General features: G+C 38.6%; 14 protein-coding genes. 9 read left to right on the top strand and 5 right to left on the bottom strand.

The annotated features are described in order from the left end of the window. Positions 1 to 50 precede the first annotated feature (50 nt). Positions 51 to 1,784, top strand: a complete 1,734-nt coding sequence (locus F8M42_RS05005; RefSeq protein ID WP_182188247.1) for an ABC transporter substrate binding protein — start codon at positions 51 to 53, stop codon at positions 1,782 to 1,784. Between the two features lie 151 nt (positions 1,785 to 1,935). On the opposite strand, the gene F8M42_RS05000 is transcribed toward F8M42_RS05005, so the two are convergent. Then, entirely contained in the window at positions 1,936 to 3,210 is a 1,275-nt protein-coding gene (locus F8M42_RS05000; RefSeq protein WP_182188642.1) for a dicarboxylate/amino acid:cation symporter, read from the bottom strand. Between the two features lie 367 nt (positions 3,211 to 3,577). Here F8M42_RS05000 and brnQ point away from each other — a divergent pair, with 367 nt between their 5' ends. From brnQ to cobT, 7 genes are all read left to right on the top strand, one after another. Then, positions 3,578 to 4,942: a branched-chain amino acid transport system II carrier protein gene (gene brnQ, locus F8M42_RS04995; protein ID WP_229711473.1), complete on the top strand. Its 1,365-nt coding sequence runs from the start codon at positions 3,578 to 3,580 to the stop codon at positions 4,940 to 4,942. A 107-nt stretch (positions 4,943 to 5,049) separates the two neighbouring features. Next, positions 5,050 to 5,610, top strand: coding sequence for a hypothetical protein (locus F8M42_RS04990; RefSeq protein WP_182188246.1), 561 nt, complete (start codon positions 5,050 to 5,052; stop codon positions 5,608 to 5,610). 177 nt (positions 5,611 to 5,787) lie between these two features. After that, positions 5,788 to 6,711 carry an N-acetylmuramic acid 6-phosphate etherase gene (gene murQ, locus F8M42_RS04985; protein ID WP_182188245.1) on the top strand — a complete coding sequence of 308 codons (924 nt, stop codon included), beginning with the start codon at positions 5,788 to 5,790 and terminating at the stop codon, positions 6,709 to 6,711. Then, on the top strand, positions 6,699 to 8,033 hold the full coding sequence (locus F8M42_RS04980; protein WP_182188244.1) for a PTS transporter subunit EIIC: 1,335 nt from the start codon (positions 6,699 to 6,701) through the stop codon (positions 8,031 to 8,033). The genes murQ and F8M42_RS04980 overlap by 13 nt, the downstream gene beginning before the upstream one ends. A gap of 92 nt (positions 8,034 to 8,125) precedes the next feature. Then, the gene (locus F8M42_RS04975; protein ID WP_182188243.1) at positions 8,126 to 9,199 is read left to right on the top strand and encodes a DUF871 domain-containing protein; all 1,074 of its coding nucleotides are present in this window, start codon (positions 8,126 to 8,128) and stop codon (positions 9,197 to 9,199) included. A gap of 79 nt (positions 9,200 to 9,278) precedes the next feature. Continuing rightward, positions 9,279 to 11,462, top strand: a complete 2,184-nt coding sequence (locus F8M42_RS04970; protein ID WP_182188242.1) for a Tex family protein — start codon at positions 9,279 to 9,281, stop codon at positions 11,460 to 11,462. Next, positions 11,462 to 12,895 (top strand): nicotinate-nucleotide--dimethylbenzimidazole phosphoribosyltransferase, encoded by a 1,434-nt coding sequence (gene cobT / locus F8M42_RS04965; RefSeq protein WP_182188241.1) that lies wholly within the window; start codon positions 11,462 to 11,464, stop codon positions 12,893 to 12,895. The genes F8M42_RS04970 and cobT overlap by 1 nt, the downstream gene beginning before the upstream one ends. Positions 12,896 to 13,061: 166 nt before the next feature. Here cobT and F8M42_RS04960 read toward each other — a convergent pair whose 3' ends face one another. Continuing rightward, positions 13,062 to 13,610 carry a TetR/AcrR family transcriptional regulator gene (locus F8M42_RS04960; protein WP_182188240.1) on the bottom strand — a complete coding sequence of 183 codons (549 nt, stop codon included), beginning with the start codon at positions 13,608 to 13,610 and terminating at the stop codon, positions 13,062 to 13,064. Between the two features lie 142 nt (positions 13,611 to 13,752). Here F8M42_RS04960 and F8M42_RS04955 point away from each other — a divergent pair, with 142 nt between their 5' ends. Further along, entirely contained in the window at positions 13,753 to 14,958 is a 1,206-nt protein-coding gene (locus F8M42_RS04955) for an alpha/beta hydrolase family protein (protein WP_182188239.1), read from the top strand. 483 nt (positions 14,959 to 15,441) lie between these two features. On the opposite strand, the gene F8M42_RS04950 is transcribed toward F8M42_RS04955, so the two are convergent. The 3 genes from F8M42_RS04950 to fixA form a co-directional block, all read right to left on the bottom strand. Further along, positions 15,442 to 16,773: an MFS transporter gene (locus F8M42_RS04950; protein WP_182188238.1), complete on the bottom strand. Its 1,332-nt coding sequence runs from the start codon at positions 16,771 to 16,773 to the stop codon at positions 15,442 to 15,444. Between the two features lie 221 nt (positions 16,774 to 16,994). Then, positions 16,995 to 17,921, bottom strand: coding sequence for an FAD-binding protein (locus tag F8M42_RS04945; protein WP_182188237.1), 927 nt, complete (start codon positions 17,919 to 17,921; stop codon positions 16,995 to 16,997). A gap of 17 nt (positions 17,922 to 17,938) precedes the next feature. After that, on the bottom strand, positions 17,939 to 18,718 hold the full coding sequence (gene fixA, locus F8M42_RS04940) for a putative electron transfer flavoprotein FixA (protein WP_196598289.1): 780 nt from the start codon (positions 18,716 to 18,718) through the stop codon (positions 17,939 to 17,941). Positions 18,719 to 18,766 lie beyond the last annotated feature (48 nt).

Here is an 18,766-nt window from a genome sequence, read left to right as displayed (position 1 = left end):
TGCAACGATTTTATTTTAAACATTACTTTTTTATATTTATGATAATTATTATGATAACAGCTTTGAGCAAAACAGCTGAATGCCAGACAGTAGAAAATGATAAACATATTCTTTTTATCAGCGGGTATAACCCGGATTATCCTTCCGTTAATGCTTGGATAGATGGAATAAAAGAACAATTTAATAAAGACGATACCTATAACTTTACATATTCTTATAGTTACTTCGACTTAATCCATTTTGCATCACAAGATGATTACCTGCCGGAAATGGCCCGCCACCTCGCAGCAAAATTTAAAAACGCGCCGCCGGATCTTATCATCTGCGATAGTTTCATGCTGCCATTTTTGCAAACTTATTCGCAGAAAATATTCCCCAACGTCCCTATTGCAGCCATTCAAGTCAATGATCCCATACCGATAAACAGACAATTATTTGACAATCTCACAATTATTTCCAGTGACAACGATGACAAAGAAAAGATTATTCAGTTGATCCTTACCACCCGGCCAAATACACAAAAAATCTTCATAATCGTCAATGACTCACCACTTGGGCACAGTGCAATAAAATCTATTCTCGCCAATAAAGATAAATATCCAAATATTCAATTCGTATTTTCCAATAAAATGGATTATGAAGAAATATACAATAATATAAATACTTTTAAAAATGATACAGCAATATTATATTTATTTTGGAATAGATATGATGATAACAAAAAACTCCTTCCTCTGCAAATTTTCCAAAAAATATACCATTCAGCCAAAGTACCCATATATACGATAAATTCTTACTATATAGGTAAAGGAGCAACAGGAGGCTATATACATAACTGGAAACAAGTCGGCCAATATGCAGCAAAAGCCTGTATTGACATTTTAGCGAGAAAAAAGCTTTCTCCTGTCATCAATACACCTAACTGCGTAAACCAATATATTTTTGATTGGCACGAACTTACCCGCTGGGGAATAAATGAAAACTTACTACCGGAAAATACGCAAATAGAAAATAAACCGCCTTCTCTATGGACACACTATAAAAACTGGATAATTTACGGCAGCATTGTTATTTTGCTTGAAACATCACTGACTATTTTTTTGTTCATAACATACAGAAAAAGAAAAAAAGCTGAAAATAAAGTAACCCAGCTAAACATTAATCTTGAAAAAATCATCCGTGAAAGAACTTCGGAATTGGAAAAAACTATAGCTGAATTGACAAGTACAAAAATCTTGCAAGAAAATACAAATAATTATCTTACTACCTTAAATAAAAAATTACATGAAATTTCAATAACAGATGAATTAACCGGATTAAATAATCGCCGTTACACAGCAAAAAAAATTAAAGAAATGATTCAAAAATTTAAAATCAGCGGAGAAATTTGGTCTTTAGGCATGGCTGATATAGATTTTTTCAAAAAAGTAAATGATAAGTATGGACATGACGCCGGTGATTTCATTTTAATCGAAGTATCTAAAATCATGAAAAAAAACTTATCCGGAGTTGATATAGTATCACGTTGGGGAGGGGAAGAATTTATTTTACTAATGCCCAAAACCAACTTGGAACAAGCTAAAAATAAACTTGAAAATATCCGGCAGTTAATTGATAAAAAAATCTGGATACACAATGACAACGTATTACATGTTACTATTACCCTGGGAGTTTCAACAATTCATATTGACGATGCCGTCGAAGAAGATATTATAAAAAGAGCCGACCTGGCTCTTTATAACGGTAAAAATTCCGGACGCAACGTCACTATAACAGAACAATAAAAAAGGCTGCTGTACGTGTGCATTTTCATTCATAAACATGCAATATCCCAGTTTTCTTATCCGCCCTCAAAAAAGCAGGAGGATAACACGGCGAATTACATTTTTATGATGTCAATACCATCGGTACGACAGCCTCTTTTTATAATTTCATTCAGACTAATTCATGTTTAGTACTTCTTTTACCATTGCTGGCGATTACCTGCATTTTATCATAGTCCAACTCATTTTCCCAACGTGCTACAACAAAAGTTGCAATACCATTACCAACCAGATTTGTTAAAGCCCGGCCTTGTGTCATAAAACGATCTACACCGAAAATAAGTGCCAATGCTCCTACTGGTATTGACGGCATGCTTGATAGTGTAGCGGCAAGCACAATAAAACCGCTGCCGGTAACTCCGGATGCTCCCTTAGAAGTCAGCAGCAGCACTGCAATTATCGTTGCTTCCTGCGTAAAAGTCAGATCAGTATTTGTTGCCTGTGCCAAAAATATAGCTGCAATCGTCAAATAAATCGACGTCCCATCAAGATTAAAAGAATACCCCGTGGGTATGACCAATCCAACAATAGATTTAGAACAGCCCAATTTTTCCAGTTTCTCCATCATACGCGGTAAAACACTTTCTGATGATGCCGTACCAAATACAACCAAAAGTTCTTCCTTAAAATAATTGAGGTAATGAAAAAAATTTATCCCGGCCCACTTGGCAATAGGTCCAATAATGATCATCAAGAACAAAAAGCATGCCAGATAAAAAGTTCCGAGTAATTTCAGTAAATTGCTTAATGATCCAATCCCGTAAGCACCAATGGTAAATGCCATTGCACCAAAGGTCCCCACCGGTGCCAATTTCATAATTATATCAACAATCTTGAAAAATGTCTGTGAAACATCATTGATAATCTGCAAAAGCGGCCTGCCTTTTTCTCCCATCTTCGATAACGCCCAGCCAAATATAATTGAAAATAGTAATATTTGCAAAATTTCTCCTTTTGCAAAAGCATCTATTACTGTATTAGGAATTATATTCATAAAAAACTGTCCGACAGTATGTGTCTGTGCCGCCTGTGCATATGCAGCCACTGACGACGCATCAAGTGTCGATGGATCGATATTCATTCCTTGACCGGGTTTCAAAACTTCTACGAGCAATATACCAAAAAACAGGGAAAACGTAGTCACTGCTTCAAAATACAGCAAGGCTTTACCACCGACCCGGCCAACTTTCTTCATATCACCCATACCGGCAATACCGCATACTATAGTACAAAATATAATCGGACCTATAATCATCTTAATTAATTTTATAAAGGCGTCACCCAACGGTTTCATTTCAGTACCAAGGGTAGGGTATAAATAACCAAATACAATACCAATTATTATTGATGCAAAAACCTGAAAATGCAATGATTTAAAAAATTTCATACTCAAAACAATACAACCTCCCTTTGTAATACACTAGCAGCAATATCTTTTTCAACCTTGCTCTCTAACTATTAATTACATTTTGTCATAAGAATGATTACATTTTGTTATTATACTCTAAATCTGAAAAATTTTCCATATTATTAAAAAGTGTACAGTATACATTACTGATTCATTATCCAAAAATTATTTATTTGACCCAAAAGATTGCTGTATAATAATTTTGCCCTTACCTTTACAATATGCTAAAATGTATATTAATTTGAATTTTGCACTTATAAATTATTATGGATTTAGTATATATTAAATTTTATCTTCAAAGTTTAAATTTATCGTCATAAAACAATCTAAAGAGGTGTCCGTTTTCATGATTCACAAGAAACTTTCTTTGTCATCTTATGTATTTGTCGGTTCAATGCTGTTCGGCCTGTTTTTTGGTGCGGGAAATCTGATTTTTCCAGTGCATATGGGGCAGGAAGCCGGCAATAATATCATACCGACAATTTTGGGTTTTCTCCTCACCGGGGTAGGACTTCCATTTCTTGGTGTCTTAGCAATCGGCATATCCGGAAGTTCCAGTCTGTATGATCTATCCAGCCGCATTCATCCTTATTATGCTGTTTTTCTTACAGTTGCCCTTAATCTCACCATTGGACCAATTTTTGCCTTGCCAAGGACTGGTTCAGTATCATATGAAATTGGTCTGGCACCGTATATTGCCCCGCAAAATCAAACATTGTCCTTATTCATTTTTACTTTACTATTTTTTCTTATTGCTCTCATATTTTCTCTCAAGCCCAATAAAATATTGCTGTGGGTAGGAAAAGTGCTAAATCCTCTATTTTTATTATTTTTAGCTATTCTCATCATCATCGCCTTTTATCAGCCGATGGGCGGCGGTATTATTCCCCCTGCCCACGATGCCTTTAAAACCGCACCATTTTTTCATGGTTTTACGGAAGGTTACAACACAATGGATGCTCTGGCATCACTTGTATTCGGAGTTATCGTAATTGATACATTACGCGGCTTAGGATTGAATCAGCCCAGTGATATAGCCGTTGGTACAATAAAAGCCGGTATTGTGACCTTAATACTGATGAGCATAATTTACGCTTGTTTAGCTTATATTGGTGTATTCAGTGTCAACCAATTTGCCGTATCCAGTAATGGCGGTATTGCTTTAGCCCAAATAGCCGACTATTATCTAGGAATGATTGGTGATGTTCTGCTTGCCATCATAGTCACATTGGCTTGTTTAAAGACAGCCATCGGCCTCATAACCGCCTGCTCAGATATCTTTCATAAAATGTTTCCAAACTCCTTATCTTATAAAAATTATGTATTTGTCTTTACAATAATTTCTTTCATCATCAGCAACGTAGGTTTAACACAAATAATTAATCTGGCTGTTCCCGTATTGATGTTTCTTTATCCATTATCGATAACTTTAATATTGCTGGCCTTGTTATCACCACTATTTGGCAACCAGCAAATAGTATATGTTACAACAACAATTTTTACTATATTTGCTGCTTTGGGTGATGCCTGCAACAATCTGCCTCTCTTAATAAAAAATACCGAGTTTATTCAATCTATTTTAAATATCTATAATTCATTACTGCCCTTCTTTAATATCGGCATGGGATGGATATTACCAGCCGTTATCGGTTTTATAATCGGCTGTCTATTTTGCCTGAAAAGTAATTTCAATACGTTTAATCAGCATTAATGTATCTATTTTTTTTAAATAGTTAACGTTATAGTCATACATTTGACCACATTATTGTTTTATCGTATAATAATGTATATTAACAGTATACATATTAGGAGGATTTAATGAAAAAGATTTTCTTCATGCTCGCTGCTCTCCTTTTGTTCAATGCCACAGTTCTGGCTGCCCCTGTTAAACCCGAATCACCACTTATTTTGCGCGGACACATATCCGGCATCAATAATCATTACATCACCGTTGTTGATAATAATAATAAAAACAGTGTAGTGATATTGGTTGGATGGGACACATTGATTTTATCCGGTGAATCCGGCAAAGATGTGCCACTTGACCGTCTCAATGTCGGTGATGATGTTATGGCATATTATAGCCATATAATGACTCGCAGTCTGCCACCACAGTCACATGGCTATGCACTGGTCATGACTCCCAAGAACAAAACCGGCGCAATGTATGCTATCGTATCTGACCCGCAAAAAACTGCGAATGGTGTTCGTTTTCTCGATGAAAGCACCAATACTTATGTAACAATTCCTCAAAACGTCTCTGCTGAGCTGCAAAATGTACAAAATGGTGACTGTGTGCTGGTATGGTATGCCACGGTTGCTCTTAGCAACCCGGCTCAAGCATTTGCTGTAAAGGCCGAACCACTCAACATTGATTAATAGCAGCATCATTGAGACCATGAATAATAAAAACGACAGTAAAAATACTGTCGTTTTTATTATTCATGGTCTCAAATCCATTTGGAAACAAAAAATAAGACCGCGAATCCATGTTTTTAGCAATTATATTTGCTATAATAATATCTATAATTTAACTATAGACAGGTGACATAATTTATGATTGATTTAAAAAAACTTAACACAGAAAATCGCAATTTTTTTACTATGAATATAGATACAAAAGATACCTTTACTATATGCCGTATTATTAACAACGAAGACAAAAAAGTCGCTGATGCCGTTGAAAAAATCCTGCCAGCAATTGCTGCCGCTATTGACAATATCGTTGATAAATTAAAAAAAGGGGGGCGGCTTTTTTATCTTGGAGCCGGTACTTCCGGACGTCTCGGTATTTTAGATGCAGCTGAATGTCCGCCGACCTACAGCATCTCTCCACAGCTTGTACAAGGAATAATCGCCGGAGGAAAAGAAGCTGTATTCAAAGCACAAGAAGGTGCTGAAGACAACAAAAAATCTGCTGAAGACGATTTAAAAGCCAAAGCCTTTTCATCCGATGATGTACTCGTCGGTCTTGCCGCCAGCGGCCGTACTCCTTATGTTATTGGTGGATTGAAATATGCCCGGGGAATTGGTGCCACAACCATCAGCGCAGCCTGCTGTAGCAATTCAGCCATTGCCCGCTATGCCGACTTTCCACTTGAAATGATAACCGGACCGGAGGTCATAACCGGCAGCACCCGAATGAAAGCCGGTACTGCTCAAAAAATGCTTTTAAACATGCTCTCCACTGCAGTCATGATAAAGCTCGGCAAAGTATATCAAAACCTAATGGTTGATGTGCATGTCTCCAACTTAAAACTTCAGGAAAGGGCCGTGCGCATAATTATGGCTGCCACCGATGTTTCTTATGAATCAGCTGTCGAATTATTAAAAAAAACCAACGGCAGGGTAAAATTGGCCATTGTTATGCACCTGACTGGTGCTGACCTGCCACAGGCACAAAAATTACTTGCCTGCAGCAACGATTCCATCAGACAAATACAAACTGATATTGGAAAGGATAAACAATGCAGCAATTAATAAAACATATTTATCTTTTGCTGCACAATTATAAAATAAATAAAGTTTACAATTGTATGACCAGACTGAGGCTGCAATTAACCATTACCGACAATCTGCCGCTTGGCGAAATAAAAAAACTCGACGGTGTAATGGGAGTTGTCCTGGACGGCAATGAACTGCAGATAATTTTAGGTCCCGGTAAAGCCACGGCAGCTGCCGAAATCATGCAGCAATTTATAAATAACAAAACCATTTCAAATCCTGATTTTACTGCAGCTGAGCAATTACACACTGCCATCCGCAAAAAAAATGCTACCCCATTTAAATTACTGTTAAAAAAAATCAGTGGCATCTTTTTGCCATTGATTCCCGCTTTTATTGCCTGCGGCCTTATAACCGGATTATTAAATATCATCTTGAAAACAGATGCTTCACTCAGCCTGAATCCAATAATCCAAATATTAAAAATAGCTGGCACCAGTGTCTTTTGGGGTATCAACATCTTTGTCGGTATCAACGCGGCAAAAGAATTTGGTGCTTCCCCTATGCTGGGTGGAACAATGGCCGTGATCATAACTCACCCGGCATTATCCGATATAATGCTGTTTGATGAAAAACTTTCTGCCGGGCGCGGCGGTATCATAGCGGTTTTACTGGTTGTAGCTTTTTCTTCCTGGCTGGAAAAAAAACTACACAACATCATTCCTCAGATGTTTGATCTATTTCTCACACCATTGCTGGTCATTTTACTTGCTACTTTCCCAGCAATATTTATCTTACAGCCTGTCGGCGGTATAATTGCCGACTTTATCGGACAGACAGTAACCACCGCTATCAGTTCCGGTGGTATGCTGACTGGATTTATCCTCGGCGGCACATTCTTACCTCTCGTCATCACCGGATTGCACCAAGGTCTGACGCCTATTCACGCACAACTATTAGCCAAATACGGTGTAACCGTACTTTTGCCTATTTTGGCAATGGCCGGAGCAGGACAAGTCGGTGCTTCTTTTGCCGTATATTGCAAAACCAAAAACCAACGACTAAAAAAAATCATTATTTCCGCACTGCCTGTCGGCATAATGGGCATTGGTGAACCACTCATCTACGGCGTCACCCTGCCTTTGGGAAAACCATTTTTTACAGCCTGCATTGGTGGTGCATTAGGCGGCGGTATCCAGGCAATGAATAACGTAGGTGCTTCTGCTATAGGTATATCTGGTCTGCCCCTGACAGCTGCTACCGACAACATGCCTGCCTATCTATTTGGCCTTTTTACTGCCTATCTTACAGGATTCATTGTTACCTACCTTGTCGGTTTTGAAGATCCTGATGAATAATCCTGTATGCTCGATATCACAAAATTACTTATTGTGCGGACAAACCGCCTTCCCAGAATGTATCAATTAAGCTATTTTAATGAGGTGACTTGATGAACAACGGCATTTCTCTTTATCCCGGTCTGGAAAATTCTTTTGAAGAAAATCTACAACTGATAAATATTGCTGCTGACTACCATATCAAACGAATATTTACCTCCTTTCACATCCCTGAGACCAATTTTACTGACTTCCGCAGCCAATTTGATGAGCTTATGAAAGCAGCATCACAAAATAATATGGAAATCATCGCTGACATTTCTCCTGATACTTTGACATTACTCGGCAGCAAAAAATTCAACGTTTCTTTATTTAAATTAAAAGGCATCAAACGCCTTCGCATCGATTACGGTTACGAAAATGCAACGATCAGCGATCTCAGCCGTAATTCCTGTGATATAAATCTCCAGCTCAACGCATCTACTGTTACCAGGCAAATCCTCAATGAACTGTCACTGCATAACGCCGATTTTTCACACATTGATGCCTTGCATAATTTCTATCCGCGTCCCGGTACCGGTATATCGGAAAAATTACTGATCGACAAAACACAGATGCTGCAGGGAAACGGTATAAAAGTAGGTGCTTTTCTACCTAGCCATAACCGACCCAGGCCTCCTTTAAAAAAAGGACTGCCAACCTTAGAAGATCACCGCCGTCTGCCCTTTGGCCTGGCAGCCCGCCATCTATGTGCTCTCGGTATCAATTCAATTTTCATTGGCGACAGTCTTCCTACAATTGATGAAATTCAAACTCTGGCCCGTCTGCAGGAAAATATTGTCACTATAAAGGCCCGTCTTTACAATAAAAATCCTGCTGTTGGACAATTATTGCAACGCACTTTCACTGCACGTCTTGATGAAGCCCGCGATGTTATAAGAACACAAGAAAGCCGCCAATTATTCAATGATCTTTCTATCACACAAGCAAATTCCATAGACCGTCAGATTGGCATGATAACGTTAGATAATGATTTATACGGACGCTACAAGGGTGAACTGCAAATTATAAAAAATCCCCAGCCTGCCGATGAAAAAACAAACGTTGTCGGTCAGATTCCTGCCAATGAAATATTTTTACTGCAATATATAACTCCCGGCAGAAAATTCCGGCTGGACTTTTCCTGATAACTGTTTCAATTCATATATCAGCACAATATTTCATGCTATAATAACATATCAGTACTAAATGAAATGAGGGAACTTTTTGTTAGAACAAAATATCAATGCTTCTATTGCCAAAGAATTAAATATAGCGCCAAAACAAATTACGGCCGCTGTGAAACTCATTGATGAGGGAAATACCATTCCCTTCATTGCCCGTTATCGTAAGGAAGCTACGGGTGAATTGAAAGAAGAACAACTGCGTGATTTGTCGGAACGATTAACTTATCTGCGTAATCTGGTAAAACGTCAAACTGAAATACTAAACAATATTGACGAACAAGGTAAGCTCACTGACGAACTAAAAGCAGCCATCAATAAAACCATAAAACTTCAGGAATTGGAAGACATTTATCTTCCGTATAAACAAAAAAAGCGCACCCGTGCTATGATTGCCCGGGAAAAAGGCTTGGAACCACTAGCGCAGCTCATGTTAGAACAAAAAATTACAGTCGGCACAATAAACGATCTGGCTGCCAAATACATCAATCCCGAAAAAGAAGTGATTTCTGCTGATGATGCTGTTGCCGGTGCCATGGATATAATAGCTGAAAGCACAACTGAGACCGCAGTTATTCGTGCCTGGCTGCGCAAAGTTTTATGGCAGGAAGGTCTGATTGAAACAATCCGCGATACCGAAAAAGACCCGGAACAGGCTTTCCTCATGTATGAAGACTATAGTGAACCAATACGGACTCTCCCTTCACACCGCATTCTGGCAATAAACCGCGGTGAAAAAAAAGGTGCACTTAAAGTAAAACTCACCGCCGACCACGACAAAAATATCCAACGGTTTTATGATAAACTCATTACCCGTCCATCAATTTTCACACAAACGCTGCAGACTGCCTTATCCGATGGCTATAAAAGGCTGCTGTTTCCTGCTTTGGAACGCGAAATCCGTTCATTATTAACTGAAAATGCCGAAAAACAGGCTATAAACATCTTTGGTGCCAACCTCAAACAACTGTTATTACAGGCTCCTCTGGCCGGACATGTCGTAATGGGCCTTGATCCCGGCTATCGTACAGGCTGCAAAATGGCCATTGTTGATGCCACCGGGCAGATTCTTGCCCACGGTGTTTTGTATATAACCATGAGCGAAGACGCCAAAGAAAAATCTGCACAAAAAGTATTGCAGCTTATAAAAAAATATAATGTAACGCTAATTTCTATTGGTAACGGCACTGCTTCCTTTGAAACAGAAGAATTTACCGCAAAACTGATTGCCGACAACAATCTAAATGTACATTATCTTATCACGAGTGAAGCCGGCGCTTCTGTATACTCAGCTTCCAAACTTGCTGTAGAAGAGCTGCCCGACTATGATGTAACCATCAGAGGTGCCGTCTCCATCGCCCGCCGTATCCAAGATCCACTGGCCGAACTGGTAAAAATTGATCCCAAAGCTATTGGCGTAGGACAGTACCAACATGATGTAAATCAAAAAGAACTGAGCTCTACACTGGATACAGTAATCGAATCGGCCGTCAACCATGTCGGTGTAGCTTTAAACACAGCTTCTGCCGCCTTGCTGAAGCACATTGCCGGCATAAATGCAGCCGTTGCCAAGAATATCGTAAAATACCGCGACACCAATGGCAGCTTTGAAAATCGCAAAGAGCTTTTGAAAGTGACCCGCTTAGGCCAGGCAGCCTTTACCCAATGTGCCGGCTTTCTCCGCATCAACGATGGAACAATGCCGCTCGATAATACACCTGTACACCCCGAATCATATAAAATTGCCGAACAACTGCTCAATAAACTCGGATTCACACTAGATGATATCAATGACAAAAAGCAGCTGGAAATACTAAAAGCCAAACTGAAACTGGTAAACCCGGACGAAATGGCCGTTTCCCTCAAAGCCGGTGTTCCAACTGTACGCGACATCATCGATGCCCTGGCAAAACCTGGCCGTGATCCTCGCGAAGACTTACCGGCTCCACTCACCAGAAAAGCTATTGTCAAACTTGATGATATCAAAGTAGGTACGATTATGCGCGGTACTGTGAGAAACATCACTGACTTCGGTGTATTTGTCGATATTGGCATTAAAACAGCGGGACTTATCCACATCTCAGAACTCAGCTATAAACGAGTCAAGCATCCTTTAGATGTTGTCTCAGTTGGTGATATCCTTGATGTTATGGTGATAAACGTCGATGCCGCCAGAAACAGGATCGGGCTCAGCCTGAAACAAGTACCAAAGGAATTAAAAGCTTAATGGGAATAATCACAACAACTATAAATAAAATAACTCCTGTAGATGATGCATTTATCACTTCAGTAAAAACCGGCCCTGCCGCAACACTGCACAACATTTCCGGTTTAGGCGGATTATATGATATATTTTTGAGCTATGCTGCCATAACCGGGCAGATCAATCCGCGCAAACCGAAAAAAGCTGCAGTAATAGCCTGCGCTGACCACGGTGTTTGTGCTATGAAGGTCAGTGCCTATCCACAAAAAACCACCATCGATATGACTCGTAATTATTTAATCAATAAAGGCGCTGTAGCCAACGCCATGACTAACTTTTCTGGTGCGGATATGCTGGTCGTTGACATGGGAATTGCTGCCGATCTTAGTAATCTGCCCGGACTGATCAATAAAAAAGTCGCATTAGGTACAAATAATTTTGCTGTCGGACCGGCCATGTCCGAAAAAAATGCAAAAAAAGCTCTGATTACAGGAATAAATATCGCCAATGAACTGGTCCAAAAAAAATATAACTGCTTTTTACTCGGAGAAATGGGTATTGCCAACACCACTTCCAGTGCTGCCATTGCCGCGGCTATATGCGGACTGAGCCCGGAAGAAGCAACCGGCAGGGGTACCAATATATCCGACAGCAGACTTCAAACCAAAATTGCTGTCGTAAAAAAAGCTCTTGCCATTAATGTCCCCCGGTCCAATGACGGAATAGATGTATTGACAAAAATCGGCGGGTTTGAGTTTGGCTGCCTTGCCGGAATTATTCTCGGCGCTGCGGCCAACAATTGTCTGATAATCCTTGACGGTTTCAACACCGCAGCGGCTGCCCTTATTGCCCAGGCCATCTGCCCGGCATCAGCGACACATCTCATGCCTTCCCATTTGGCCGGTGAACCGGCACATCGGGCCGCCTTGAAAAAATTGGGATTGTCACCTTATATAGACCTGCACCTACAGTTAAGTGAAACAGCCGGATCTGCTGTTATCTGCCGTTTTATTGAATTGGCTGTGGAATTATACGATATGGCTCGAACTAATTGCGTACCTGCTTTTACGGTTTTTACCACACCGCCAATAAGCACCGCCCTGCAGCTAAATGATTCAATAATGCACAAATGCCAGGAACGTATAGACAATCTGACCAAACCAATACATTGCCTGGGAAAATTCGAAGAAATTGCTGTATATCTGGCAGGTGCCTTACAAAAAGAACGACCTTTAATGGCCGATATCATTGCCAATAAAAATAAATTGCTTCCCTATATCATCCAAACCAGCCGTTGCTTAAAGAGACCGGTGACCAACAGCTGCGCCGCCGAAAGAATCGGTCTTATACTGATAGAAGGAGCCCTCCATATGCTCAATGACATGAAAACTTTTGCTGAAGCTGCAGTTGCCGTAGCTAATGACGGTCCTGGTGCCGGCAGGCAAAAAGAAATTTGACTTACAAAAAAGAACTGTCGCATGAAACAACTCATTGAATTCATAAAGATATAAACCACTACCGCTGTACTGTCCCCCACCTTTTTGAATACGGATAAAGAAAGTGGCATATTGCATTATGAATGAAAATGGCTGCATACGGCAGTTCTTTTTTTATTTATAGAAATCAATCTCTCATTACACCGTTATCCATAAATTCCCACAGCAGCCGTACCATCTTTTCAATATCCGGGGTTTCCTCTTTTGTAAAACAATATGTCATCACTCCGAGAAATCCTGATATTGAATATTCCAGCGTACATTCCAATGCAAAATTATCCATCCCAAAAGATTGAAAATAAGGACGTAATAATGCCTTGTATACATCCTTAATTTTTTCCCGAAAACCGGGGTCGCCATTTTCCCCCAACAATACGGCAAAATATTTTTTATTTTTTCTATACACGTCCACAAGATGTTCTATCGGTAAACGGATACCTTTTTCCCTTATGATCTTCTGATGCTTTTCTATATCCGGTACAATAGCTTTTTCTACCTGTTCCAATACATCATAAACATCAGTAAAATATTCATAAAATGTACTTCTATTATATCCTGCCGTACTGACTATCTCCCTGGCCGATGTTTTTTTTATCCCCCCTTTGCTGTACAGTATCCAAAATGCATCCAGTAAATTTTTCTTAGTTCGCATAGCAATTTCATGATTATGTCTCATCCGATTTTATTTCCTCCCATAAAAATCCGACACTTTGACAACAATTGACGGTTGATGACAGCCATAGTTAAATTTATAATACATTTATACAACATGTTGTTGGATAATTGAACACAAAAATAAAAGTCAAAGGAAATAATTTATGAAAAATATAATATTTAAAAATGACTCGTTTGCATTTGAAACTTTAAGACTACTCAGCGAAACAGCATATGGTATGGCTGATATTGGCGAGGTCCTCACCACTGCTGAAAAAATAATAGAAGGTGATAAAAACAGCTGGTGTAAAGAATGGACCATCACGGCCAAAAGACTTCATCATAATGCAGATACCTATTTAAAAAACGGCCATTTGATAAGCGCCCGAAAAACCTACCTGCGAGCCTACAATTATTACCGTTCAGCAGAATTTTATCTGCACGGAAATATAAATGATCAAAGAATCATTAAACTGACTGAAGCCGGTTTGACATGTTTTAGCAAAGTAATGAATTTAAACAATCCCGTAATTGAACCGGTAAAAATTCCCTATGAAATGACAACCCTGCCCGGGCATTATTACAAGTGCCCTCATATATCAAAAGTCCCTACACTGATTTTAATGACCGGTTTTGATGGTACAAAAGAAGAACTATACGGAATGGCCATGGCCGCTCTGGAACACGGTATGAACTGTCTCATATTCGAAGGACCCGGTCAAGGTGAAGCCTTGCATCGACAGCATCTGCACTTTCGTTATGACTATGAGGCCGTCGTGACACCAGTCGTAGATTTTGTTCTCTCACTCGATGGCGTCGATCCTGATAAAATTATTTTAATGGGTGTAAGCCTTGGTGGATATTTAGCCCCCCGGGCGGCTGCTTATGAACATCGTCTTGCAGCCTGTGTAGCTAATGGCGGTGTATACAGTTTTTCAGCTGCCGTTAAAAATTCATTTTCCGACAGCAGTCTTTTTGACATGGCCGGCACTGATCCAGACAAATTTAACAAAATCATTGACAAAACATCAGCAAACAATGCCGTGCTCAAATGGGCACTTGAACACGGCATGTTCGTCTTTGGCAGTGATACCCCTGCTCAATTTATTCTGGAAATAAAAAATTTTACTATGAAAAATTGTGCGGAAAAAATTCAATGTCCCACTCTCATCGTAGATTCTGAAAAAGACAAAATGATGCCCGGTCAGGCAAGGCTGCTTTATGATGCCCTTACCTGTAAAAAAGACTTCATGCTATTTACCGCAGAAGAAGGTGCCGGTGAGCATGGACAGTGCGGTGCCAAGCTGCTCGCCAATGAACGTATCCTCTCATGGATTGACAGCGAACTATCAAATCATCTAAAGGAATAACGTCATAACTATATTTTTTAATTATTAGCCTGCTCACTAAATAGGTTCACAAGAAACACCAGTATATCCAAATCCAAATAGCACATTGAAATCAAAATATATTTGTAAATTTAAAACTCAGTCCTATTTTTATTTTAAATCATTAGTTTTTAGGGTGAACTTTATTGCTATCCCTTTTAATCAAATATTATTATCTCATATAATGTCTATATTGAAAAAAGCCATGACTTTGCAACCAGCCCGGCTTCTTTCAATCAAATATTATATAAGGCAAGCTAAACTAAACATAAGTTTTACTTTTTCTGTGTTAATTATAGCATAAATTAATGTAAAATCTATTGTCATTTTCGTATACAAACTTATTAAATAATATATGAAACAGGAAAATTTTATTCCCTAAAAAACACTGCTACCCTTTTACTACATAAATACTACGCAGATTTTCCTACTCTGTAAGATAAAATAATTTGTATATTTGTATATTTATTTTTTTATCTGTTGCTTAAGTTCAGCAGTGCAAGATTCACTTAATTTTAAATCTTTGGTTTCAGGAGCCATTGTAATACAAATGGATAATCCCAAAATTGTTATCAATGTCCCTGCCAGCATAGTTACCCTGATTCCATGAGTTGTAAGGATAATTGGTAGAACATATGAAGAAACAATTGCTCCCACTCGGCTAAAAGCCATTGTTACCCCTACGGCAGAGGCACGGATATTGGTAGGAAAAAGTTCATTTGGATATAGCCATTCTAAAATACCAGGGGCACCAGAAAAAAACGCATAACAGGCAAAAGCTCCCACAATAATCCATATATTTGATTTTTGGACAACACTTAAAACCCCCAAAGATACTGTCATGCCAACATAACTCCCAATGATCATTGGGCGACGACCAATTGAGTCCAAGCAACACATTGCCAGAATTGTCCCAGCCAAAAAGAAAAAACTAATAACAATATCTCCAAAAACAACTGACTTTTCCTCATCAAAGCCAAATGCACCTATAATCTGAGGACCAAATGTATACAAAATGAACATTGGTGCAATTTGACACGCCCACATAACACCAATAAATATAACTTTTTTAAAATATTTATTTTTAAATAATTCATAATACATAATTTTTTCATGTATTTCTGGTTCTAATATGAAATCAGCACCAAAATAATTTGTCACTACAGTCCGCGCCTCATCAATACGATTCTTACTTAAAAGCCATCGAGGTGATTCTGGAGTATTCCATCTTCCTAGGATAAGGACTATACATGGAATAACAGCGCTTCCCAACATGTAACGCCACCCCTCAGCTGTCTCAAGTAAAAAATATCCAGCAATATCTGCACAAACTGCTCCTACAAACCATGCCGCGGTGATGAACCCCATTGCTGATGCCCTATGACTACGCGGAGTAAATTCCACAATCAAAGACGTAGCTATCGGATAATCTGCTCCAATCACTATACCTATAAAAAACCTCAAAACAATCAATTGAATCGCCGTATCAATAAACATGCACAAAATAGAAATAACAGCTATTGCTACTATATCAAATGTAAACATAAATTTACGCCCAATTAAATCAGTCAAATATCCAAATATGGCTGCTCCAAAAAGAGTCCCCGCCAATGCCGCAACTCCTGCCAATGCCATCTGATATGCATCCATATTCATATAAGGTGCTATTTGAGTGAGAGCGATGCCTATAATTACCAATACATAACCATCTATGAAAGGTCCTCCACTAGAAAATAATATCATCTTTTTTAGGTAAGGAGTCAACTCAAAATCATCAAGAGTTTTAGCAGAGTTCATAGCTTTCATCCTCTCTTAGAAAAATGCAGTATAATTAAATTTTGACAACTTAATTTAAAGGACTGTCGCATTTAGACATTTTCATTCATAAGCATGCAACATTTTATTTTTCTAATTTTCCCTTAAAAGAAAAGGAAATTACACAGCTATGATTCGTTGTATTTTGTAATGTTCAATGCCATTTATACGACAATCCTTAATTATACTCTAGCATCAAAAGCTTATCGTTTGATTAACGCTAGTAATTCCGGTATCACATTTTTTAAGTCCCCCACTATACCATAGTCCGCCTGTTTAAATATAGGTGCATTTTTATCCTTATTAACTGCCACAATCGTATGAGCTTGGTTTACCCCAACCATATGCTGCACCTGTCCAGAAACACCAATACCGAAATAAATATCTGGTTTTATCATTGTGCCAGATATTCCAAGATAACGTTCTTTAGCAAACCATTTTTCTTCTTCTGCAACAGGTCGAGTACACCCAACTTCCGCGTTAACTGCATCAGCAAAATCATATGCAAGTGACAATGATTTCTCATTTGGAAATCCTCTGCCCACACCAACAACCCTTTTAGCTAACCTTAAATCTACAGTTTCACCAATTTTCGGACGTTTTTCAATACATTCAACGGACACGGCTGGTGGTACAAAATCCACACTAATTATTTTAGCATTTCCCGCAATGTCTATAATATTAGGCTTAAATACTCCAACAGGAATACACACAATAACCAATCCATGTGTAATTTTTTCTGTTTTAAAAGCTGCCCCACCATATACCATACGTTTGGTTTGCACACCATCATCAAATAACTCAATTTCATTAATATCAGTCAAAACACTGGTTTTAGATACCGCTGCAACAGCGCCTGCAATTAACCTACCATTTTTGCTGGTATCTACTAAGAACATATCTGGTTCATTATCTTTAATCAGTCGGATAATTGTCGGTATATAATTTTCGAACACTTTTTTATTATCTAATTCTCCTAGATAATACACAACATCAGCGCTACAAGCTAATTCTTTACTACCTGCCCAAATTACAGATACTTTTTCTCCAAATTGAGCTGCTCCGGCACACAACTCATTTAAGTTTTGTTGTTTTTCTGCAAAAACCCATATATTTTTTAGTTTAGTCATAATGGTCCTCCTACAAGCTATAAAATTTTACGAAGATGTTCATATAATTCAGCAATTTTCTCAGTACTATCGCCCTCGATAATAACTTTCTTACGATCGATCTGTTTTGCCGCCAATACACTTAAAGTTTCCACCCTATTTTCAACCTTTACTCCTACTTCATCCAACTTCCACACTTTAGAGGATTTTTTCCCAGCACTCATAATGTCTCTTAACCCAGGAATGCGAGGGATATTAATATCTGTAGTTACCGATAGTACCGCCGGTAATTTCACCTTTAAAACCTCAATTTCAGATTCCAAACTCCGCTCCACAACTAATCCATCAGAATCCTCTGTAATTTTACTGACTGCATTTAGACCAACCCAACCTAATAATTGCCCTAGGATAGGCCCAACTTGTTGAGAATAAATATCGCCTGAACCTTCTCCACACAGTACCAAATCAACATCACCAATTTTCTCTATTGCTGCTTTCAACACATTTGCAGTAGAATAACTATCAATCCCCACCAACGAATCATCCATTACACCATACATTTCAGTCACGCCTCTAGATAAAATGGATTTCTTCATTTTTGAATTATTAACAATTTCTCCACCGGCAGTCAATCCAATCACAGTACCACCTAGCTTTACGCCTGCTTCAATAGCATTCAAATCATATATACCTATTTTGTATTCTGCTCGTTCAAAAGATAATGTATGGTCAGAATTTACCAAAATATCCTGTTCTTCAGGAACAGCTTTATAACAAATGACAATTTTCAATTCAATCACCTCAAAATTTTCAATCATATCTGCTCATATCAATTTATAAAAAACTAATAAAATTTAATTTGAAAT

It is taken from the genome of Pectinatus frisingensis, assembly GCF_014076555.1.
GTDB classification, from domain to species: domain Bacteria; phylum Bacillota; class Negativicutes; order Selenomonadales; family Selenomonadaceae; genus Pectinatus; species Pectinatus frisingensis.
Note: the sequence above shows the minus strand (reverse complement) of the source record. Positions and strands in the feature narration are given on the sequence as shown.